20 protein-coding genes are annotated in these 20,342 nt (G+C 66.7%); 13 read left to right on the forward strand and 7 right to left on the reverse strand.

Going from position 1 to position 20,342, the window contains the following annotated elements; all coding sequences use genetic code 11:
- Positions 1–120 precede the first annotated feature (120 nt).
- Together rpsT and ACODSU_RS21575 are read left to right on the forward strand one after the other, a co-directional pair.
- On the forward strand, positions 121–423 hold the full coding sequence (gene rpsT / locus ACODSU_RS21570) for a 30S ribosomal protein S20 (RefSeq protein WP_015015385.1): 303 nt from the start codon (positions 121–123) through the stop codon (positions 421–423).
- Between the two features lie 184 nt (positions 424–607).
- On the forward strand, positions 608–1,144 hold the full coding sequence (locus ACODSU_RS21575) for a hypothetical protein (protein WP_488844679.1): 537 nt from the start codon (positions 608–610) through the stop codon (positions 1,142–1,144).
- Between the two features lie 50 nt (positions 1,145–1,194).
- Here the strand turns inward: ACODSU_RS21575 and ACODSU_RS21580 are convergent, their stop codons facing one another.
- Positions 1,195–1,521, reverse strand: a complete 327-nt coding sequence (locus ACODSU_RS21580; RefSeq protein WP_110960043.1) for a DUF3579 domain-containing protein — start codon at positions 1,519–1,521, stop codon at positions 1,195–1,197.
- Positions 1,522–1,762: 241 nt separating this feature from the next.
- On the opposite strand from ACODSU_RS21580, the gene ACODSU_RS21585 reads away from it, so the two are divergent.
- From ACODSU_RS21585 to ACODSU_RS21595, 3 genes are all read left to right on the forward strand, one after another.
- A complete protein-coding gene (locus ACODSU_RS21585; protein WP_488844681.1) occupies positions 1,763–2,959 on the forward strand; it encodes an aspartate aminotransferase family protein in 1,197 nt (398 codons plus the stop codon).
- A gap of 17 nt (positions 2,960–2,976) precedes the next feature.
- The gene (gene argF, locus ACODSU_RS21590) at positions 2,977–3,906 is read left to right on the forward strand and encodes an ornithine carbamoyltransferase (protein WP_488844683.1); all 930 of its coding nucleotides are present in this window, start codon (positions 2,977–2,979) and stop codon (positions 3,904–3,906) included.
- Positions 3,907–4,074: 168 nt separating this feature from the next.
- A complete protein-coding gene (locus ACODSU_RS21595; RefSeq protein ID WP_488844685.1) occupies positions 4,075–4,755 on the forward strand; it encodes an HD domain-containing protein in 681 nt (226 codons plus the stop codon).
- Positions 4,756–5,080: 325 nt separating this feature from the next.
- On the opposite strand, the gene feoB is transcribed toward ACODSU_RS21595, so the two are convergent.
- The 5 genes from feoB to ACODSU_RS21620 all read right to left on the reverse strand — a co-directional run bounded on the left by feoB (position 5,081) and on the right by ACODSU_RS21620 (position 10,845).
- Positions 5,081–7,006: a ferrous iron transporter B gene (feoB, locus tag ACODSU_RS21600; protein ID WP_488844687.1), complete on the reverse strand. Its 1,926-nt coding sequence runs from the start codon at positions 7,004–7,006 to the stop codon at positions 5,081–5,083.
- On the reverse strand, positions 7,003–7,332 hold the full coding sequence (locus tag ACODSU_RS21605) for a FeoA family protein (protein WP_488844719.1): 330 nt from the start codon (positions 7,330–7,332) through the stop codon (positions 7,003–7,005). Before ACODSU_RS21605 ends, feoB begins: the two co-directional genes overlap by 4 nt.
- A gap of 133 nt (positions 7,333–7,465) precedes the next feature.
- Complete coding sequence (locus ACODSU_RS21610; protein WP_488844689.1) at positions 7,466–7,864, reverse strand: hypothetical protein; 399 nt, start codon at positions 7,862–7,864, stop codon at positions 7,466–7,468.
- A 20-nt stretch (positions 7,865–7,884) separates the two neighbouring features.
- Entirely contained in the window at positions 7,885–9,729 is a 1,845-nt protein-coding gene (locus ACODSU_RS21615) for a S9 family peptidase (protein WP_488844691.1), read from the reverse strand.
- Between the two features lie 240 nt (positions 9,730–9,969).
- Positions 9,970–10,845, reverse strand: coding sequence for an NAD(P)-dependent oxidoreductase (locus ACODSU_RS21620; RefSeq protein ID WP_488844693.1), 876 nt, complete (start codon positions 10,843–10,845; stop codon positions 9,970–9,972).
- 188 nt (positions 10,846–11,033) lie between these two features.
- Between ACODSU_RS21620 and ACODSU_RS21625 the strand changes: the two genes are divergently transcribed.
- The 6 genes from ACODSU_RS21625 to kynA all read left to right on the forward strand — a co-directional run bounded on the left by ACODSU_RS21625 (position 11,034) and on the right by kynA (position 16,624).
- Positions 11,034–11,699 carry a response regulator transcription factor gene (locus ACODSU_RS21625; protein ID WP_209818598.1) on the forward strand — a complete coding sequence of 222 codons (666 nt, stop codon included), beginning with the start codon at positions 11,034–11,036 and terminating at the stop codon, positions 11,697–11,699.
- On the forward strand, positions 11,696–13,120 hold the full coding sequence (locus tag ACODSU_RS21630) for a sensor histidine kinase (protein ID WP_488844695.1): 1,425 nt from the start codon (positions 11,696–11,698) through the stop codon (positions 13,118–13,120). Before ACODSU_RS21625 ends, ACODSU_RS21630 begins: the two co-directional genes overlap by 4 nt.
- 53 nt (positions 13,121–13,173) lie before the next feature.
- A complete protein-coding gene (locus tag ACODSU_RS21635; RefSeq protein ID WP_488844697.1) occupies positions 13,174–13,512 on the forward strand; it encodes a YkgJ family cysteine cluster protein in 339 nt (112 codons plus the stop codon).
- Positions 13,513–13,635: 123 nt separating this feature from the next.
- A complete protein-coding gene (kynB, locus tag ACODSU_RS21640; protein WP_488844699.1) occupies positions 13,636–14,292 on the forward strand; it encodes an arylformamidase in 657 nt (218 codons plus the stop codon).
- Between the two features lie 97 nt (positions 14,293–14,389).
- The gene (kynU, locus tag ACODSU_RS21645; protein ID WP_488844701.1) at positions 14,390–15,712 is read left to right on the forward strand and encodes a kynureninase; all 1,323 of its coding nucleotides are present in this window, start codon (positions 14,390–14,392) and stop codon (positions 15,710–15,712) included.
- A 21-nt stretch (positions 15,713–15,733) separates the two neighbouring features.
- On the forward strand, positions 15,734–16,624 hold the full coding sequence (kynA, locus tag ACODSU_RS21650; RefSeq protein ID WP_488844703.1) for a tryptophan 2,3-dioxygenase: 891 nt from the start codon (positions 15,734–15,736) through the stop codon (positions 16,622–16,624).
- 138 nt (positions 16,625–16,762) lie between these two features.
- On the opposite strand, the gene ACODSU_RS21655 is transcribed toward kynA, so the two are convergent.
- On the reverse strand, positions 16,763–18,796 hold the full coding sequence (locus ACODSU_RS21655) for a beta-propeller domain-containing protein (protein ID WP_488844705.1): 2,034 nt from the start codon (positions 18,794–18,796) through the stop codon (positions 16,763–16,765).
- A gap of 162 nt (positions 18,797–18,958) precedes the next feature.
- Here ACODSU_RS21655 and ACODSU_RS21660 point away from each other — a divergent pair, with 162 nt between their 5' ends.
- A complete protein-coding gene (locus tag ACODSU_RS21660) occupies positions 18,959–19,786 on the forward strand; it encodes a DUF6502 family protein (protein ID WP_488844707.1) in 828 nt (275 codons plus the stop codon).
- Entirely contained in the window at positions 19,770–20,291 is a 522-nt protein-coding gene (locus ACODSU_RS21665; RefSeq protein ID WP_488844709.1) for a hypothetical protein, read from the forward strand. Before ACODSU_RS21660 ends, ACODSU_RS21665 begins: the two co-directional genes overlap by 17 nt.
- Positions 20,292–20,342: the final 51 nt, after the last annotated feature.

The raw sequence follows: 20,342 nt of genomic DNA on the forward strand, positions 1-20,342 counted from the left end.
TGAGGCGTGCAGGAAGTGGGTGAGGTGGGTGTGAAGCGTTGTCGCAGTGGCGCAACGAAAGGCTCTGGGCTATAATCGCGGGCTTTGCTGGCATCATCCACAGACCCAAGGAACTAAACAATGGCATCCGCAAAACCCAAGAAGAAGAACCCGCGCCTGGCGTCGGGCCGCAAGCGCGTCCGTCAGGACGTCAAGATCAACGCTGCAAACACCTCGCTGCGTTCCAAATACCGCACCGCTGTCAAGAACGTCGAAAAGGCTGTTCTGGCTGGCGACAAGACCAAGGCGACCGAACTGTTCGCCAAGATGCAAGCCGTGGTGGACACCGTGGCTGACAAGGGCATCTTCCACAAGAACAAGGCTGCTCGCGACAAGAGCCGTCTGTCTGCCAAGGTGAAAGCCCTGGCACCCGCAGCCGCTTAATCAATTCATCGCCTGCCCCGGCAGGCAAACAGCCCGAACGGCACCTGCCGTTCGCCGTTTGTAACGGGTGCGCTGCCAGCAAAAAACGAACAAACCGCCTTCGGGCGGTTTTTTCGTTGGGGGCGCACTTCCTCACGGCAACCGGCTACATTGCCAGGCAATACTCCCCACTCCACGAGGCCCCATGCTCCTGCGTCAGAAGTCAGCGTTGGATGGTTTTGCCTACGAGTTTCTGGATGGCGCCGAGAGCCTGGTGGTGGGTGGATTCCACTATGCGTGGTTTGCGCAGGCCAAAAATGCCCGGTTGCGCGTCTTCAGCGCCGAAGATGCCGTCAAGGGCGACATTCAGATGACCTTGCACGGCCAGTCCTGGAGGGTGCGGCATTGCTACCTGAGTCGGGGGTACGTCAGCGATATCCGCTATACGCTCGAAACCACCGACGAATCCATCCACGCCCAGGCAGACGTTCTGGGCCAAAGCGCTGGTCAGCGCCTGCCGCGCATCGTGATGACGCAGCCAGATGACATCGAGGTCGGAACGTCCGCCGGCTGGCTCACAAAGAACTTCCCCGTCACCCGCCTGTCCACCGGACAACCGCTGGGGTGCATCCGGGAAAGGTCGGCCATCACCTTCAAACGGGAGCTTGTGATCGACTTGCCCGGGATGGAACCAGCGGTGGCCGCGTTCCTTGGCATCGTTGCGCTCATCGTGCGCTATTGAGGGGTGCCAGGACCGCGCTAACTACCGTCGGCGCTCCGGTCCACACGCGCTCAGCGCTTCGGAAGCGGGGGAACGTCGGGCAGCAGGCAGGCCTCGGCCACCTGCAGGTTGTTGTCGCGGGCGAAATTGATCACGAAGTCCCAGGCCATGGGTTCGTGCCCCTGCAGGTCGCGGTGCACCACCACACATTTCACGCCATTGAGCGTGGTGGGAATGCACCAGGGCGAATAGCTCAAGTGGCTGCCCGGCCGGGCTCCACCGGGTCGAAAGCTGCTCATTACCCCGGCCAGCCGCTCGGCCCAGTCGCTGGGACGAAAGGTTTTCCCGTCGTGGGTGATGCCCTGGATGAAGACTTCTTTGGAGGAGGGGGAAACCATCGGGGATTGGAGTGGTAGTGAGGGTTCAGACGCAGGATCACTGCATGCTGCACCGCAGCGCGACATTCTAACTCTTATATAAGAGCTACCCCTCTAATCCCTATGCCAGGCTCCACCAAGCGGGCCAAAGTCGGCTAGCAAGGTGCATTGCAGTGATGCGCAATCGTCAACAGACCGTCGCCCTGCTCCCCCTAGAATCGTGACTCGTTTTTTCGCCACTGCACCGTCTGGAGATTTCCGCATGACCGCTTTCATTGAGGCAGCTTCGCCCCACGTGATGAACACCTATGGCCGCGTACCGATCGCGCTGGCCCGTGGACAAGGCAGCCGCGTGTGGGACGTGAACGGCAAGGAATACCTGGATGGCCTGGGCGGCATTGCCGTGAACACGCTGGGCCACAACCACGCCAAGCTAGTGCCCGCGCTGCAGGACCAGATCACCAAGCTGATCCACACCTCCAACTACTACCACTCGCCCCTGCAGGAGCAACTGGCCACCAAGCTGGTGGAACTGTCGGGCATGCAGAACGTGTTCTTCTGCAACTCGGGCCTGGAGGCCAATGAGGCGGCCCTGAAGATTGCACGCAAGTTCGGCGTGGACAAGGGCATCGCCAAGCCCGAGATTGTGGTGTACGAAAAGGCCTTCCACGGCCGCTCGATTGCCACCATGTCGGCCACCGGCAACCCCAAGATCTACAGCGGCTTCGGCCCGCTGGTCGAGGGCTTCATCCGCGTGCCGCTCAACGACATCGAAGCCATCAAGAAGGCCACCGAAGGCAACCCCAACGTGGTGGCCGTGTTCTTCGAGACCATCCAGGGCGAAGGCGGCATCAACCCCATGCGCGTGGAATACCTGCAGCAGTTGCGCAAGCTGTGCGATGAGCGCGGCTGGCTGATGATGATCGACGAAGTGCAGTGCGGCATGGGCCGCACCGGCAAGTGGTTTGCCCACCAGTGGGCCGGCATCGTGCCCGACGTGATGCCGCTGGCCAAAGGCCTGGGCTCAGGTGTGCCGATTGGCGCGGTGGTGGCGGGCCCCAAAGCCGCCAACGTGCTGCAGCCCGGCAACCACGGCACCACCTTTGGCGGCAACCCGCTGGCCATGCGCGCCGGGGTCGAAACCATTCGCATCATGGAAGAAGACGGCCTGCTGCAAAATGCCACCACGGTGGGTGAGCACCTCAGGGCGGCACTGCAGCGCGAGCTGGGCGGCCTGCCCGGTGTGAAGGAGATCCGGGGCCAGGGCCTGATGCTGGGCATCGAGCTGAACAAGCCCTGCGGCGCCCTGATCGGCCGCGCTGCCGAGGCAGGCCTCTTACTGTCGGTCACGGCCGACAGCGTGATCCGCCTGGTGCCGCCGCTGATCCTCACCACCGCCGAAGCCGACGAAATCGTCGCCAAGCTGACCCCGCTGGTCAAAGCCATCCTGGCTGAATGAAGAATAGCCCCACTGCCATGACGACGCTGAAACATTACCTGCAGTTCACCGACCTCACCGCCGACGAGTACGCCTACCTGTTCGAGCGCGCCGCGCTCATCAAGAAGAAGTTCAAGGCCTACGAAAAGCACCACCCGCTGGTGGACCGCACGCTGGCCATGATCTTTGAGAAGGCCAGCACCCGCACGCGTGTGAGCTTTGAGGCGGGCATGTACCAGCTCGGCGGCAGTGTGGTGCACCTGACCACGGGCGACAGCCAGCTGGGCCGCGCCGAGCCCATCGAGGACAGCGCCAAGGTCATCAGCCGCATGACCGACCTGGTGATGATCCGCACCTACGAGCAAAGCAAGATCGAGCGTTTTGCCGCCAACTCGCGCGTGCCCGTGATCAACGGCCTGACCAACGAGTACCACCCCTGCCAGATCCTGGCGGACATCTTCACCTTTATCGAGCATCGGGGCTCCATCCAAGGCAAGACGGTGGCCTGGGTGGGCGATGGCAACAACATGGCCAACACCTGGCTGCAGGCGGCGTCGCTGCTGGGCTTCAAGGTGCATGTGAGCACGCCACGCGGCTACGAAGTGGACGAGAAATTGGCCGCTGGCGCCCATGGAATCAGCGCTGACAGCTATCAATTCTTTAGCAACCCCATGGAAGCCTGCCGGGGCGCCGACCTGGTCACCACCGATGTGTGGACCAGCATGGGCTACGAAGCCGAGAACGAAGCGCGCAAGAAGGCCTTTGCCGACTGGTGCGTGGACACCGAAATGATGGCTGCGGCCCAACCCGACGCCCTCTTCATGCACTGCCTGCCTGCCCACCGGGGCGAAGAGGTCGAGGCCGACGTGATCGACGGGCCGCAGTCGGTGGTGTGGGACGAAGCGGAAAACAGGATGCACGTGCAGAAGGCACTCATGGAGTACCTTCTGCTCGGCCGTATTGCATGAAATGCAATGCGGTGGCGCGCCAGCGCCAGCAACCTGTTTCGGCGCAGGCTCATGTCCGCGCAGCGGACGTGAAGCAGCCGTAGGCTGCGGGCCGTAGCCATAACACCATGCACCTGCAGAAGGCACTGATGGAGTACCTGCTGCTGGGCAAACTGGCCTGACAGCCCCATGCCCTGGCGCCGCCAGCCCGCCCACAGCGCCGAATTGCTGGTGCACTGGCAGGCCCTGGGCCAAGCGCTGGGGCGCGATACACCCGCCTGGCGCGCCGAGGGCCGGCGCCTGCTGCGCAGCTGGGCCCGCTGGCCCCGCGCCTACCACGACACCACCCACCTTCGGGCCTGCCTGCGGCACCTGCAGGCGCTGCAGGGCCACCAACCCGGCGCGCTCCGCAACCCCCATGCTGTGGCCCTCGCCCTGTGGTACCACGACGCCATCTACTGGCCGTGGAGCGGACACAACGAAGAGCGCAGCGCCGACTGGGCGCGCCAGTTTCTGCTGAGCCAAGGGCAGCCCACCGCACTGGCCGATACCGTGCACAAGCATGTGATGGACACCCGCCACACCCCGGGCCCGCTCACCGGCGATGCGCTGTGGGTGGTGGATATCGACCTTGCCATCCTGGGCCAGAACGCCGCGGTGTACCGCCAGTTCGAACGCAACGTGCGGCGTGAATACTTATTTGTGCGCTGGCCGCGTTATGTGGCGGGGCGCAGTGCGGTGCTGCGAGGGTTTCTGGACCGCCCGCACATCTACGGCACGGACTACTTTGCGCAGCGCTACGAGGCCCAGGCGCGCGCCAACCTGCAACAGGCGCTGAGCGCGCTGGGCCAGGGCCAGCTGTACCAGTAGTTAATTGGAGCCAAAACGGCCTGCAGCGCTAGTGAATCATGCGCTAGCAGCTATACAAAAGATAGCAATCACTGAGAAGCAGATCCACGACGAACAGGCATGGCCACGGGCTTTTCAGCACCTGTATCGGATGGCGCCGCGCAACTGCCGCAGCTGCTGCACCCACCGTCGCTCGCGCCACAGCCCGGCGACTGGACCAGCCCCGGGTGGACCTTGCCCAACCCCTGGCGCCAGCGCCCGGGCAGGTACCGCCAGAGCACATAGAGCGCCGCAGCGAGCACGATCAGACCAACGATGAATTGTTGGGCCATCACAACGTTTCTCCTCAGCCCCCGCCCAGTGCCAAGGCCACGCGGTAGGTCACAAAGCTGGCGGCATACGCCATGGCAAACAGGTACCCCACCATGAGCAGCGGGTAGCGCCAGCCGTTGGTCTCACGCCGCACGGCGGCGATGGTGGAGATGCACTGGGGCGCAAACACATACCAGGCCATCAGCGACAGCGCGGTAGCCAGCGACCACGAGCCCGCGATCAGCGATCCCAGCTGGCTGGCCACCTCGTCACCCGTGGCAGACAGCGCGTACACCGTGCCAAGTGCGCTCACCGCCACCTCGCGCGCCGCCATGCCGGGCACCAGCGCAATGGCGATCTGCCAGTTGAAGCCAATCGGCGCGACGATGACCTCTAGCAGGCGACCCAGCTGGCCGGCCAGGCTGTAAGTGATAGCGGGCTGCGTGGCGCCTTCTGGCGCGCCGGGGTAGGTGGACAGGAACCACAACAACACGGTGACGGCCAGGATAATGCCGCCCACCCGCTTGATGAAAATCACCGCCCGCTCGTACAGCCCATAAGCCAGGCCCCGCACGCTGGGCCAGCGGTACGCGGGCAGCTCCATCATCAGCGGCGTGGCGCGCGTGTCGCTGCGCGCCAGCTTGGCCACTGCGGCCACGGCCATGGCGCTGACGATGCCCGCCACATACAGCGCAAACAGCACCACGCCCTGCAGGTTGAACACCCCCGCCACCGTGCGCTCTGGAATGAAGGCCGCAATCAGCAACGCATACACCGGCAGACGCGCCGAGCAGGTCATGAGCGGGGCGATCATGATGGTCACCAGCCGGTCGCGCCAGTGGGTGATGGAGCGCGTAGCCATCACGCCTGGCACGGCGCAGGCAAAACTCGACAGCAGCGGAATGAACGAGCGGCCCGACAGGCCTACCGTGCCCATCACGCGGTCTAGCAAGAACGCCGCGCGCGGCAGGTAGCCCGAGTCCTCCAGCGCCAGGATGAACAGGAACAGAAACAGGATTTGCGGCAAAAACACCAGCACCCCGCCCGCGCCCGCCAGCACCCCGTCGGTCAGCAGGCTGCGCAAGGGGCCGTCCGCCATGTGGGCGTTGACCAGGGCTGCCAGCCAGCCCACGCCCTCTTCGATCCACGACTTGGGCAGCTCGGCCCAGCTGAACACCGCCTGGAACATCAGGAACAACGTGGCCGCCAGGATCAACAGGCCCCACACCGGGTGCAGCACCACCGCATCGATGCGGTCGTCCGTGCGCAGGCTGACCACCGGCACGCGCACGGCCTGGTCCAGAATGCGCCGCACCTCCTGGTGGGTGCGGATGACGTCGTTTTGCGCCTCCAGATCGCTCGCGTCCAGGCGCGCCGCCGCATCCGGCGCCACCACGGGGCGCTGCAGCTGCTGCAGGTTGGCACCATCCAGCCACTGCACCAGCTCCTGGGCGCCGTTGCCGCGCACGCCCACGGTGGCCAGCACGGGCATGCCCAGCTCGCGCGACAGCGCCTCGCGGTCGATGGCAATGCCCTGGCGCTCGGCCACATCCATCATGTTGAGCACCAGCACCATGGGCAGGCCCAGGGCGCGCGCCTCCAGCACCAGACGCAGGTTCAGGCGCAGGTGGGTGGCATCCGTCACGCACACCAGCACATCAGGTACCGGCTCGCCCGCGCGGCGCCCGCGCACGATGTCGCGGGTGATGGCCTCGTCCACGCTGTGTGCATGCAGGCTGTAGGCGCCCGGCAGGTCCAGCACGCGCACGCGGCGGCCGGCGGCGGTCTGCAGCAGGCCTTCCTTGCGCTCCACCGTCACGCCCGCGTAGTTGGCCACCTTCTGGCGCGCGCCGGTGAGCAGGTTGAACAGCGCGGTCTTGCCGCAATTGGGGTTGCCCAGCAGCGCGATGCGCAGGGGCGCATCGGTTGCGGTGGGCTGCACAGTGGCCTGGGCGTTCATGCCAGCTCCTTGGCAGTCAGGGCGGCATCATCCAGCGGCTGCACCTGCACCATCGAGGCCTCCTGGCGACGCAGCGCAAACGTGGCCTGCCCTACCCGCACCGCGATGGGGTCGCCGCCCCAGCCGCCGCGCGCGACCACCTGCACGGTTTCACCGGGCAGAAAGCCGATCTCCAGCAAGCGCAGCAGCATGCTGTGCTCTTGCGCGTCCTGCGCGGGCAACAAGCCCGTGACCCGGCCCAAGGCGCGGCGCGGCAACTGGTCCAGCCGCAAGGACAGGTTCTGCTGCGTAGGAAGATGCAACCGCGCCGCAGCGCCATCGTCCATGGTTTTCATGGTGACTGGCCTCGATACAAATAATAGTGATTCTCATTCTATCAATATCTGTATCGCAGTGGTCGCCGTCGCAATCTCTCCTTGATGCAGCGCAAGCTGCAGTGGCCCTTGCCCTGCCGGGCAGTCAGTCACATGGCTCCAACCTCTTGCACTCCGCCGTAACGCGGATGGACGTGAGCGTGTTTTCGCCGTCGATGTGCCGGGCAGTGAACTGGACCCAGGCCCCCTGCGGAATGCTGTGCAGCAAGGCAGGGTTGGCCACCCGGAAGGTCTGTGTGGTGAACGGCAGCTTGGCGCGGGGCAGCAGCTTGAGCCGCACATGCGTGGCATTGCTGCCCGCATCCAACTCCACAGACACCAGCCGCGCACGGGTGTAGACCGGAGCCGCAGGGGCGGCACCCTCTACAGCAGCCGAGGCCGCGCCCGCTGGTGCAACGGGCTGGGCGCCTGCCGCACCACACGCGGCGGCCAAGACCAGTGCGGTGGCAACCCCGCAGCCGCGCTGCTCCCAACGGGCAAGCAACCAAGTGACGGCCTGCCCCATCAGAACGCCCACGCGCCCAGCTGGTAGTAGTCAAAACCACTGGTCCGCCCACCCAGGCATTGGGCGAGGAAGTCCTCGGTCTTGCGGTACATGGTGAGGTTGTTGGGCCAGCGCTGGTTGCCGTGGCCGTCCCCTTTGAAGGTGACGTAGTCCACCTCTTTGCCCGCCTTGCGCAGGGCCGCCACCATCCACTCAGACTGCTCCAGCTTCACGCGCGGGTCGTTCACGCCGTGCATGATGAGGATGGGCTTTTGCGCATGCTCAGCCCGGTAGAGGGGCGACTTCGCGTCCATGCGCGCACGGTCTTCCGGCACGGCCGGGTTGCCCACATAGCGGTGCCACCAAGGCAGGCCCAGCTCCCAGTACGGCGGGGCAGCCTCCAGCAGGCGCGCGATGTCCGTCACGCCCACCACATCCACCGCGCAGGCAAACACCTCGGGCGTGAAGGTGGCGCCCACCAGGGCTGAATAGCCGCCGTAGCTGGCACCGTAGATCGCCACGCGCTGCGGGTCGGCCACGCCGCGTTCCACCGCCCAGCGCACGCCGTCCACCAGGTCGTCGTGCATGCGGCCTGCGAACTCGCCCCGGGCTTTTTCCATGTGGTTGCGGCCATAGCCGCTGGAGCCCCGGTAGTTGACCTGCAACACCGCATAGCCCCGGTTGGCCAGAAACTGCTGCATGGCACGGCTGGTGGCGCCATCGCCCCAGCGGTCACGTGCCCACGGGCCGCCATGTACCAGCAGCACGGTGGGCAGCCGCTGCGGCGCTGCCCCCACGGGCAGCGTGAGGTAGCCGTGGATGGTGAGACCATCGCGCGCGGTGTAGGTGATGGGCGCGGTGGGGGCCAGGTCCTTGGCAATCAGGCTCAGGCGGTTCTCGCCCAGAAAGCGGGGCTCGTGCCCATCGCGCAGCAGGTAGCTGCGCGTGCCCCGGTCGGTGGCCACCGCCACCGTGAGCACCTTGTCGGTCTGGTCCAGGCTGGTCACCAGCACCTCTGCAGGCTTGTCGCCGGCCAGCGCAGACAGCCGGGCATCGAGCGCAGGGTCGAACACCTTGCGCGCGGGATAGCCCGGCATGAAATGCGTCAGCAGCGGCTCGCGGGTGCGACGGCTGAGTGTCACGTTGTCCAGGTCCACATCGGGCGAGGCAAACCACTCTTCCTCGGCGCCCGTGGTCAGGTCCAGCCGCACCAGCGCCAGCTTGTCGCGCCCCCGGTTCGACAAGGCCCAGGCCTTGCGCCCCTCATCGTGCAGGCCAAAGATGTTCAGCGTGTCCCACCGGCTGCGCTCTGCCACCGTCACCCAACTGCCCGGCGCGGCGCCGGGCCGCTCCAGCAGCACCTGCTCGCCCGCGAGGCGCGCCCGGGCGCGCAACTGGCCCGTGGTGTCCACCCCCCACCAGTTCACGTTGCCGGGGTTGGTGGCCAGCAGCACCGGCGGGCCGCCTGCAGGGTTCACGCGGTACAGGTCGAATACCTTTTTATCGCGCTGGTTGGAGGTGACGATGAAGTCGGACGAGGCATCCACCGCCTCCGCAAAATGCGCCACCGAACGCAGTGCTGGCATCAGCTCGCGCAAGTCGGTACCGGGGCCCTCGACCGCGCCCGCATAGATTCGGGTGTTTTCATCGCCCGTGGGGTCGGCTGTGATGCCGAGCCAGCGGCTGTCGGCACTGAAGCGGATGGCACGCGCACGGATGCGAAACGCCTTGGCGTCGCCCCCATCGATGGACTGCACCCAGATCGCAGGTACCACGCCGTCGGTGCCAAACCAGGCAATGCGCTTTCCATCGGGCGACACGCGGTAGCCGCCGGTGGACTGGCGGCTGGCGACGAAGTCGCGCACGGGGATCAATTCGGGCAGCTGGGCTCCTGCCAGTGTGGGATGCGTCGGGCCGCTGGCGCAGCCCGCCAACAAAACTCCCGACAACACCGCACACCACCCTATCCATCTTGACGCCACGGAACTCCTCCTCATCTCGTACAACATGGCGGCATTGTGGAATGCCCAACCTTTGCGCCAGCCAAAGGGCCGGGTCGGCACACCGGCACGCATATCGCAGCGTGCTGTGGGCGAAGTGCTCCGCTACAGCGCCTCGGTACGCGCCTCCAGCGCTCTGACCACCGCCACCATGTCCTCCTGCCCCAGGCCCATGTCGGCGGTCTGCGCGAACAGTGCGTGGCACGCATCCAGCAGCGGCGATGCCAACCGTGCATTGCGTGCCGCGTGGGCCACGAGCTGGTTGTTCTTGAGCACATCGTGGATGGCGGCCTGCACCTCGAAGTCGCGCGCCACCAGCTTGGCCAGCTTCACCTGCGACACGCTGCTGGCCATGGGCCCTGCATCGAGCACGGAGCGGAACAGCTCCATGTCCAGACCATTGCGGTCGGCAAAGTGCGCGGCTTCGCACAGTCCAGTCACCATGGTGATGAGAAAAAGGTTCACCGACAGCTTCATCAGCAATGCCGACGGCACCGATCCGCACACAAAGGTAGTGCGGCACATGGGCGCCAGCAAGGGCTGCACCGCCTGCACGCTGGCCGGGTCGCCCGCCAGCATGCCCACGAGCTGTCCGGCCTCCGCCGGCTTGCGCGAGCCCGAAACAGGCGCCTCGACATAGCGCCCGCCGGCGGCAAGGATGTCCTGCTCCAGCGCCTTGGAATATTCGGGTGAGGTGGTGCCCATGTGCACGATGGTGCGGTCTCGCACCTGGGTGGCAAAACCCGGCGTGCCGCGCTGCAGTGCCTCATCCATGGCCGGTTCGTTGGCCAGCATGAGGATGATGACCTGCGCCTGCGCGCAGACCTCGGCGGGCGTTGCGCCCACTTGCGCGCCAGCGGCGCGCAGAAGCTCGCATTTCTCGGGCGACCGGTTCCAAACCCACAGCGGGGTGCCGGCGCGCGCCAGGTTCAGCGCCATGGGAAGGCCCATGACGCCCAGTCCGACAAAGCCAATCTGCATAGGAATACCTTTCTTTCTGTCAGCGGAGGGTTGACTGCAGTGCAGCGCCCGTCCAGGGCGCCCGGGTGGGGCGGCTGGGGCGTGCGCTGCGCCCACTCTACCCAAAGTGGCGCGCGCGGTGGCAGGGACTTCTGTGCCCGCCCTCTGCATTTGGCATGGCTTAAGCTGCGGCCCGCCACAATCGCCCCATGCACATCCTGCTCATCGAAGACGACCTGGACCTGGGCCGGGCGCTGCAGTCCGCGCTGAAGGTGGAGGGCCTGACCAGCGAGTGGCTGCGCCGCGCGGTGGATGCCCCGGCCACCGTAGATGCCACCACCGTCGACTGCGTGCTGCTGGACCTGACGCTGCCCGACGGCAGTGGCTTCGATCTGCTGGCGCGCTGGCGCAACCAGGCAGGCCAGGGCGGGCAGGTGCCCATCATCGTGATCACGGCCCGCTCGGCCGTGGAGGACCGGCTGGCGGGCCTGGACGGTGGGGCGGACGACTTTGTGATCAAGCCCTTTGCCACGGCCGAGCTGATGTCCCGCATCCGCGCCGTACTGCGTCGCAGTGCGCGCCAGGCCAGCGAGCGCTGGGTGCTGGGCGAGCTGGTGATCGAGCCGCGGCGTCATGCGGTGCAACGCAAGGGTGCGGTGCTGGATGTGTCGCCCCGCGAGTTCCAGCTGCTGCTGGAGCTGGCGCGCGAGCCCGGCGTGGTGGTGTCCAAAAGCGTGCTGTCGCAGCGGCTGGACCCGCTGGGCGAGCCGGTGGACTTTGCCGCCATTGAAGTGCATGTGTCCAACCTGCGCCGCAAGATCGGGGCGGAGCTGATCCGCACGGTGCGGGGCGTGGGCTATCTGCTGCAGGCATGACCACGACGATGAAACACGCGTTGCGCAGCACATGGGCCTGGCTGGCCGAGCCCACGCTGATGCGTCGCAGCGTGGCCTCGGTGCTGGTGGCGTTTGTGGTGGTGTGGGCGGTGCTGCTGGGCTACAACTTCGTCAACTACAAGCACACCATCACCCGCGACCCCGGCCTGATGAAATACGGTGACGCGGTCCTGGACTCGCTGGCCTCCATCACCGACCCCGCGCACGCCGCCACGGCCGTGGCGGCCACCGACCACTGGACCAATATCCGCCGCCGCCAGGTGGGCCTTCTGCCCGGGGTGCAGATGCACGAGCTGCTGGACACGGCATCGGGCCAGCGCGTGTTCGCATCGCCGGGGCTGCAGAACGTGGCCTTGCCGCCCGCCACACCACGCGCTGAGCCTTTTATTGAAGAAGCCGCCCTGCAAGGCCGGTCATTCCGCATCTACACCGGCCGCAATGCGCGCTGGGTGCTGCGGGTGTTCGAGACCAAGCGCACCGACTCCAACTTCCTGCAGTACAACGGCCGCGCGCTGCTGCCCTACCTGCTGCTAGCGTCACCCTTTGTGCTGCTGGCGGTGTGGCTGTCGGTACGCCATGGCCTGCGGCCGCTGCAGCAACTGGCCAGCCGCATTGCGCAGCGCGGGCAGGACGACCTGCAATCGGTGGGTTTCAACGCCCGTCATCGCGAACTGAAGCCGCTGGAGCAATCGCTGGACCACCTCTTCGCCCAGCTGCGGCAAAAGGTCGACCGCGAGCGCGCCTTTGTGCAGGACGCCGCCCACGAGATCCGCACGCCGCTGGCCGTGATCACCGCCCAGGCCTATGTGATGGCCCGCTCGCCCAGCGAAGAGGAGCGCACGCAGGCCCAGGCCCACCTGGAGCAAGCCATCGCCCGCACCTCGCACCTGGCGCAGCAACTGCTGGACCTGGCCGCGCTGGACGACGCGCAGCGCCCCGCACCGCGCGACCTGGACGTGGCGCAGTGGCTGCGCGGCGCGCTGGCACAGGCTGCGCCGCAGGCCATCGCGCGGCAGATCGAGCTGTCGCTGGACGCGCCCGACACCTTGCCCGCCCGCCTCGACCAACCCGCGTTCGAATCCATCGCCCACAACCTCATCGACAACGCACTGCGCTACACGCCCCACGGCGGCAACGTGGCGGTGGCGCTGCGGCGCGAGAGCGCGGCACTGCAACTGTCGGTGCAGGACGACGGGACGGGCATCCCGGCCACCGAACACCACCGGGTGTTCGAACGCTTTTACCGGGGCGCGGGCCATGCCGCCAGCGGCTCGGGCCTGGGCCTGGCCATCGTGCGGCAGGCGGTGCTGCGCATGGGCGGGCAGGTGCAGATCGGCGTGGGTTTGAATGGCAAAGGCGTGGGCTTTTTCGTTAGCATTCCCCTCCCCCACAGCGCCTGACGGCCCCGCCGCAGGCCGACCGCACGCACTGCATGTCCGACGACGCGACCACCATGACCACCGCCGATTCCGCCCACCCGTGCCTCAGCTGCGGCGCCTGCTGCGCCAGCTTCCGCGTGGACTTTGCCGTGTACGAGATGCAGGCCATGGGCGGCACGGTGCCGGACGGCCTGGCACTGGATGTGAACGGCAGCACCTGCCGTATGCGGGGAACGGAGCAGGTGCCCATCCGCTGCGCCGCGCTGACCGGCCAGGTAGGCCAGCAGGTGGCCTGCAGCATCTACGAACTGCGCCCCGCGCCCTGCCGCGAGTTCTCGGCGGGCGACTACGCCTGCCACAAGGCGCGTGCGCGGCACGGGCTGGCGCCGCTGGCGGAAGGCACCAGCTTGTAAGGTGACACCCTCCAGCAGCCAGGCTACTGCCGCATCAAAATAGTTTAGGCTTCAACAAAAAATCGACACGGTGTTGGAAATAACCGACACCACGGGTTTTTCGGGACATGCAAACTTTGTCCCATGTCAACGCCTTCCTCCCCCACCGCCCGCCAGCTTTGGGATATCTCACCGCCCGTGCATGCGGGCAGCCCCGTGTTCCCCGGCGACACGGCCTACAGCCAGCAGTGGTGCGCCACCATCGGCCCCGGCTGCCCGGTCAATGTGAGCGCCATCACGATGTCGCCCCATGTGGGCGCCCACGCTGATGCACCGCTGCACTACGACGCGCAGGGCGCCACCATTGGTGACGTGTCGCTCGACGCGTTTCTGGGTCCCTGCCGCGTGATCCACGCCATCGGCTGCAGCCCGCTCATCACCTGGGAGCACATTGCCCACGCAGTGAATGGCACCCTGCCCCCGCGCGTGCTGGTGCGCACCTACGAGCACATGCCGGTGGACCGCTGGGACGGCCAACTGGCCGCCTACGCGCCCGACACCATCGAGCGCCTGGCCGACCTGGGCGTGCTGCTGGTGGGCATCGACACCGCCAGCATCGACCCGGCCGACAGTAAGACGCTCGACAGCCACCAGGTCATCCGCCGCCGGGGCCTGCGCGTGCTAGAAAACCTGGTGCTCGACGCCGTGCCCGAGGGCGACTACGAACTCATCGCCCTGCCGCTGAAGCTGACCACGGCCGACGCATCCCCCGTGCGGGCCGTGCTGCGGGCGCTGGACTAGCGCGATACACAGAATTTCAAGCATTTTTGGCTGGAAGCGCTAGTACAACATGCGCCAAAAGCTATCAATAACATAGCAATCACCTCTCCCAACGCCCATGCCCATCACCCTTCAAGACTGCCGCACCCGCGACGCCCAAGACCCGCTGCGCGCCCTGCGCGACCACTTTGCCCTGCCACCGGGCGTGATCTACCTCGACGGCAATTCGCTGGGCGTGGCCCCCAAGGCCGCTGCCGCGCGCGTGGCCGATGTGGTCACCCGCGAATGGGCCACCGACCTCATCAAATCGTGGAACACAGCCAGCTGGTTTGACCTGCCCCAGCGCCTGGGCAACCAGCTCGCCCCGCTAATTGGTGCAGGCAAGGATGAAGTGGTGTGCACCGACAGCACCTCCATCAACCTCTACAAGGTGCTGAGCGCGGCGCTCAACATCGCCCGCGAAGACAGCCCTGCCCGCAAGCGCATCGTGAGCGAGCGCAGCAACTTCCCCACCGACCTCTACATTGCCGAAGGCCTGTGCAAGGAACGCGGGCTGGAGCTGGTGCTGGTGGAGCCCGAAGAGATTGCCGCATCGCTGACCAGCGACGTGGCCGTGCTGATGCTCACGCACGTGAACTACCGCACCGGCGCCATGCACGACATGGCCGCCATCACCGCTGCGGCGCACGCCCAGGGCATCTTGTGCGTGTGGGACCTGGCACACAGCGCGGGCGCGGTGCCTGTGGACCTGAACGGCGCGGGCGCCGACTTCTCCATCGGCTGCGGCTACAAATATTTGAACGGCGGCCCTGGCGCACCGGCCTTTGTGTGGGTGCACCCACGCCATGCCAACCGCCCGGACTTGAAGTTCATGCAGCCGCTGTCCGGCTGGTGGGGTCACGCTGCACCGTTTGCTTTCACGCCCGACTACCAGCCCGCGCCGGGTATCACACGCTACCTGTGTGGCACGCAGCCCATCATCAGCCTGTCGGCCCTGCAATGCGGGCTGGATGTGTTCACCGCCGCACAGCGCCTGGGCGGCATGGCCGCGCTGCGCGCCAAGTCGCTGGCGCTTACCGACCTGTTCATCCAACTCGTGGAAGAGCGCTGCGCAGGCCACGGCCTGGGCCTGGCCACGCCGCGTGAGCACGCACAGCGCGGCTCGCAGGTGTGCCTGACCCGCGACGAAGGCGCTGGCGTGAACGGCCAAGGCAGCGGCGCCTACGCCATCGTGCAGGCGCTGATTGCGCGCGGCGTGATCGGCGACTTCCGCAAGGGCGACGGCGGCACGGGCCGCCACAAGGACATCCTGCGGTTTGGCTTCACGCCGCTGTACCTGGGCTTTGAAGATGTGTGGAATGCCGTGGAGCACCTGCGCCAGGTGCTGGAAAGCGGCGAGTGGCAGAAGGCCGAGTTCAACCAGACGCACGCCGTCACCTGATCGGAAAGGCAAACCACCATCATGTGCCCTTTCTCGCAAACCCCTGCGGGTGACAACAACAACGCGGCATCGGCCGCCCTGCCCGAATCCATCGTGCACGAGGAGCGCGCCCAGCTCGACTTCAGCCAATCCATGAGCTATGGCGACTACCTGCAGCTCGACGCCATCCTCACCGCACAAAAGCCGCTGTCGCCCGCGCACGACGAGATGCTGTTCATCGTGCAGCACCAGACCAGCGAGCTGTGGATGAAGCTCATGCTGCACGAGCTGCGCGCGGCCATCGGCCACATTGCGCGCGACGAGCTGCCGCCTGCTTTCAAGATGCTGGCGCGCGTCAGCAAGATCATGGAGCAGCTGGTGCACGCCTGGGATGTGCTGGCCACCATGACGCCGCCCGAGTACAGCGCCATGCGGCCGTACCTGGGCCAGTCCAGCGGCTTCCAGAGTTACCAGTACCGCTGCATCGAGTTCTCGATGGGCAACAAGAACCGCGCCATGCTCAAGCCCCACGAGCACCGCGCCGACCTGCTAGCGCAGGTGCAGGCCGCCTACAAAGCCCCGTCGCTGTACGACGAGGCCCTGCGCCTGATGGCCCGGCGCGGCCTGGCTGTGCCCGCCAGCCACACCGAACGCGACTGGACGCAGCCGTATGTGGAAAACGACGCGGTGGAGCAGGCCTGGCTCACCGTGTACCGCAACCCCGAAAAGCACTGGGACCTTTACCAGCTGGGCGAGGAGCTGACCGACCTGGAAGACGCCTTCCGCCTCTGGCGCTTCCGCCACGTGACCACCGTGGAGCGCGTGATCGGCTTCAAGCGCGGCACGGGCGGCACGGGCGGGGTGAGCTACCTGCGCAAGATGCTGGATGTGGTGCTGTTCCCCGAGATCTGGAAACTGCGCACGGATCTGTAAGCACAACGGCGCGCCGAAAAAATAGGCCTGTTCACCACCCCGGTGAACAGGCCTTTTAACTGCTGCCCGCGCCCTACAGAAAAGCGCAAGCAGCTATCGTTTTTATAGTTCTCTCCCTGAGTCGCAACCGGCAGCGCTTCAGTCTCCGGCCCTGGTGAACACCTGCCCCCCCGAGAGCTGGTAGGCCACGTTGTCCACCTGCAGGCTGCGCTCGTTGGCGATGTCAAAGCGGCTGTAGAGCCCAGGCGTGTCGCCGTTCAGGATGGCGGTGGACACCACCATGGAGCGCTGGGCCAGCGCTCCGGTGGTCGTGTTCACCTCCAGCCGCAAAGCGCCCTGGTAGCCCCGCACGGGTGGTGGCGTGCCTACGCCCGTGGGTGCCTGGTAGACGCGGGCGGGGAAGGCCAGGCGCACCTTGCCATCCATGGCTTGCAGGTTGAGCACCGGGCGGGCGCTGTCGAGTGTGGTGATGCTGCCCCGGCCGCCCGCCGCCTGCGTGGTCAACCGCTTGCCTTGCGCGGCATTGCGCACGTCAAACACCGCAAGCTGAATGCCGTCGGCCACACCGCCCTGGGCGCTGTCCTTGCCCACGCCCAGCAACAGGCCGTTCGGCAGCGGCACCAGGTGGTCGGCATGGCCGCCCGCCGCCAGCTCGCCTGCCACGGTGGGGTTGGCGGGGTTGGCCAGGTCCAGCACCCACACAGGCTCGGTGGTGGCAAAGGGGGTGGCATAGGCCCGGGTGCCAGCAAAGAACAGGTTGTCAATCTGCTGGTCGCCCCGCGCCGTGCGCAGCCGGATAGGCAGCTTGGCCTGTGGGCCCAGATAGCTGTCGCGGCCGCTGTCGCGCAGCACGGTCAGCAGCGCGGGGGAGGCCTGCTGGGCCTGAATGGTCACCGGCGGCATGCCGCTCTGGCCCGTCTTGCCGGTGAAGGTCAGCACGCGCAGATCGTTCTGGTATTCGTTCAGGCGCGATGGCAGGCGGCGCAGGTCCCAGCCCAGGTGGCCGTCCACGCTGCCCGATGCGTCGTAGTCCACCCGCGCGCCACGGAAGGTGAACTTGTGGATGTCCGTGCGGCTGTTGGCCGGGAACACGGCGTTGGCCACATCGCCGCCATAGCGGTACTGCCGCGAGCTGGCCACATACACGCTGCGCGCGCCCAGGTGCACCGCTTCGCTGCCGCCCGCAAAGCAACGGCTGGTGCGCGCCAGGCTGGACGAGGTGAGGTCGATGGCCGTGATGGACGTGAGCTGCAGCGACAGCGACGCGTTGCCCGTCTGCACCAGGCAGTCGGCCTCGTTGACCAGCGGCTGCGGCTGGCCGCCATCCACGCGCAGGGTAGGGATCAGCGCGGCGGTGTTCAGGTCCTTGAGTGCCGCGTCCACCGCCGATGCCGTGGCCCCTGCCGGTACAGTGAAGCGTGTGAGGTCGGGCGACCAGGTGGAGACCAGGTACAGCGTGTTGCCAATCAAGCGGCTGCCCACCAGCAGGCCATCGATGCGCATCTGCTTGATCTGCGCGGGCGCCATGTCCTTGTGGATGGCGAACAGGTCCAGCGACAGCGTGCGGCTGTACTCTGGCAACACGGTGATGCTGGCGTCGGCCGCAGCCACCACGGGCTGGCGGTCGGCATACGGGTCTTGTTGCGACAGCACGGCGGCGCGCGTGCCGCCACCCGCCACATAAAAGCCCTGGGGGATGAACTTGGCGTCCAGCACGGCGCTGCCCACGCTGGACAGGCTGCCATCGGCCGCGCGGGCCAGGGCGGCCAGGCGCGGCGGCTCGCGGCCGGTGTCGGTAGCGTAGGCGCGGTGCAAGCCATACAGCATGTTGCCCTCGGCCTTGATGAGGCCGTCTTCCTCCACCGCCGTGCCTGCCTGCGGCACACCGGTGTGGGTGACCACGCTGCCCGCGCTGCTCAGCCCACCCACGGTGGGCACGGTGATGGCCGTGCCCGGGTAGCCCAGCGCCACCCGCTGCGCAATCTTGGCCTTGAAGTACGCCACCAGATCGCCAGAACGCGCCACCTGCAGCCGCGCCTCGTTGGGGGTCTGCGGTGTGCCGCCCTCCCCGCCACCGCAGCCCGCCACAAATGCGGCGGTGGCTACGGCCAGCCATGCGGGCGACGCATGGGACATGCCCGCCAATGTGTTCATCAACCCTCGGTTCTTCATGTGATTGTTCTCCCTGTGAATGCGAATACCCACGGCGCGGCGTCGGCTTGTGCTCCCACCGCATCGCAGATAAGTGGGATAATATCCCACATAATTTCCAGCCGTCAACCAGATGACAATCACAGCCTGCACCTAACACTCTCCGCGTTTCGGCCCTTTTTCATGCCCTCCCGCTCCGCCATCGTTCTGGCCTCTGCCCTGCACGTGCTGCGCCCTCTGGCGCGCCTGCTGTTGCGCAATGGCGTGGCCTACCCCGCGTTTGCGGCGGCGATGAAGAGGGTGTTTCTGGACGCCGCGCACGACGAGCTGAAGCGCACGGGCAAGAAGACCACCGACAGCGCGGTGAGCCTCATGTCGGGCGTGCACCGGCGCGATGTGCGCAACCTGGGCCGCCTGGCCGAGCCAGCCGCTGACGAAGAAGCCGGCGAAACCCCGCTGAACATGGCCAGCCAGGTGGCTGCGCGCTGGCTGAGCCAGACGGACTGTCTGGACGACGAGGGCCAGCCCCGCCCCCTGCCCCGCAGCGGCGAGCCCCCGCACTTCGACGGCCTGGTGGCCAGCATCAGCAGCGATGTGCGGCCCCGTGCGGTGCTTGACGAACTGGTGCGCCTGGGCATGGCCGAGGAAGGTGAGGATGGACTGATCCGCCTGCTGGCCGCCGGTTTTGTGCCGCGCCAGGGCTTTGCCGAGATGGCGCAGCTGATGCAGGACAACCTGCACGACCACCTGGCAGCCGCCAGCCTCAACCTGGAGGGCGAGCACAACTACCTGGAGCAGGCCGTGTTTGTGGACCAGCTCAGCGAAGAATCAGCCCGCCGCCTGCACGTGGTGGCCGCCAAGGCCTGGCGCCAGGCCTTCAAGACCGTGATGACCGAGGCGCAGGCCCGCTACGACCACGACCAGAAAAACACCCCGCCCAGCGAACGCAACCGGCGCGCCCGCTTTGGCAGCTACTTCTATGCCGCAGACCAAGATGAACGTCCTTCCTGAACTCTGGGCCCGGGCGGCCCGGCTGCTGGCCACCGCCACGGCCGTGCTGGTGCTGGCCGCCTGCGGTCCCGGCACCGGTGGCACGGGCACCGGCCCGATCAACGGCGCGGTCTATTTCTCGGGCGCGGGTTTCACGGTGGGTGCCCCCTGCGTGCTGCATTGCGGTGGCGCAGAGCTGCAGCTGGAAAACGAGCGGGTGGAACTCAACATTACCTGCCAGCGCTTTGTGTTCACCGGCCCGTGGCAGATCGATGCGCAGGGCGTGGCTCTGCTGCAGGGCACACTGGAAACCACGGAATTTGCCAACGGCGGCGAGCCCCAAACGCGCACCTCGGCCGCCGAGATGCAGCTGCACTTCAGCGACACCCGCGCCGACAGCAGCCGCGAGGTGGTCGTCACCGTGCGGGACGCACAGGGCAACCTGCTGGTCGCCCCCCGCATGCTGGAGCAGCGCCCTGCGTCTGCCGCAGCCGCCCCCGGCGCCTGCACGCCCGAGGCGCGCTGAAACGACACAGGGCCTGTGCAGACAGCTGCACAGGCCCTGAAAAATACGAAA

This window comes from Acidovorax sp. FG48 (genome assembly GCF_057809085.1).

Coding starts and splice junctions, on each gene's coding strand:
- rpsT (WP_015015385.1), top strand. CDS start 121: ATGGCATCCGCAAAACCCAAGAAGAAGAACCCGCGCCTGGCGTCGGGC.
- ACODSU_RS21575 (WP_488844679.1), top strand. CDS start 608: ATGCTCCTGCGTCAGAAGTCAGCGTTGGATGGTTTTGCCTACGAGTTT.
- ACODSU_RS21580 (WP_110960043.1), bottom strand. CDS start 1,521: ATGGTTTCCCCCTCCTCCAAAGAAGTCTTCATCCAGGGCATCACCCAC.
- ACODSU_RS21585 (WP_488844681.1), top strand. CDS start 1,763: ATGACCGCTTTCATTGAGGCAGCTTCGCCCCACGTGATGAACACCTAT.
- argF (WP_488844683.1), top strand. CDS start 2,977: ATGACGACGCTGAAACATTACCTGCAGTTCACCGACCTCACCGCCGAC.
- ACODSU_RS21595 (WP_488844685.1), top strand. CDS start 4,075: ATGCCCTGGCGCCGCCAGCCCGCCCACAGCGCCGAATTGCTGGTGCAC.
- feoB (WP_488844687.1), bottom strand. CDS start 7,006: ATGAACGCCCAGGCCACTGTGCAGCCCACCGCAACCGATGCGCCCCTG.
- ACODSU_RS21605 (WP_488844719.1), bottom strand. CDS start 7,332: ATGGACGATGGCGCTGCGGCGCGGTTGCATCTTCCTACGCAGCAGAAC.
- ACODSU_RS21620 (WP_488844693.1), bottom strand. CDS start 10,845: ATGCAGATTGGCTTTGTCGGACTGGGCGTCATGGGCCTTCCCATGGCG.
- ACODSU_RS21625 (WP_209818598.1), top strand. CDS start 11,034: ATGCACATCCTGCTCATCGAAGACGACCTGGACCTGGGCCGGGCGCTG.
- ACODSU_RS21630 (WP_488844695.1), top strand. CDS start 11,696: ATGACCACGACGATGAAACACGCGTTGCGCAGCACATGGGCCTGGCTG.
- ACODSU_RS21635 (WP_488844697.1), top strand. CDS start 13,174: ATGACCACCGCCGATTCCGCCCACCCGTGCCTCAGCTGCGGCGCCTGC.
- kynB (WP_488844699.1), top strand. CDS start 13,636: ATGTCAACGCCTTCCTCCCCCACCGCCCGCCAGCTTTGGGATATCTCA.
- kynU (WP_488844701.1), top strand. CDS start 14,390: ATGCCCATCACCCTTCAAGACTGCCGCACCCGCGACGCCCAAGACCCG.
- kynA (WP_488844703.1), top strand. CDS start 15,734: ATGTGCCCTTTCTCGCAAACCCCTGCGGGTGACAACAACAACGCGGCA.
- ACODSU_RS21655 (WP_488844705.1), bottom strand. CDS start 18,796: ATGAAGAACCGAGGGTTGATGAACACATTGGCGGGCATGTCCCATGCG.
- ACODSU_RS21660 (WP_488844707.1), top strand. CDS start 18,959: ATGCCCTCCCGCTCCGCCATCGTTCTGGCCTCTGCCCTGCACGTGCTG.
- ACODSU_RS21665 (WP_488844709.1), top strand. CDS start 19,770: ATGAACGTCCTTCCTGAACTCTGGGCCCGGGCGGCCCGGCTGCTGGCC.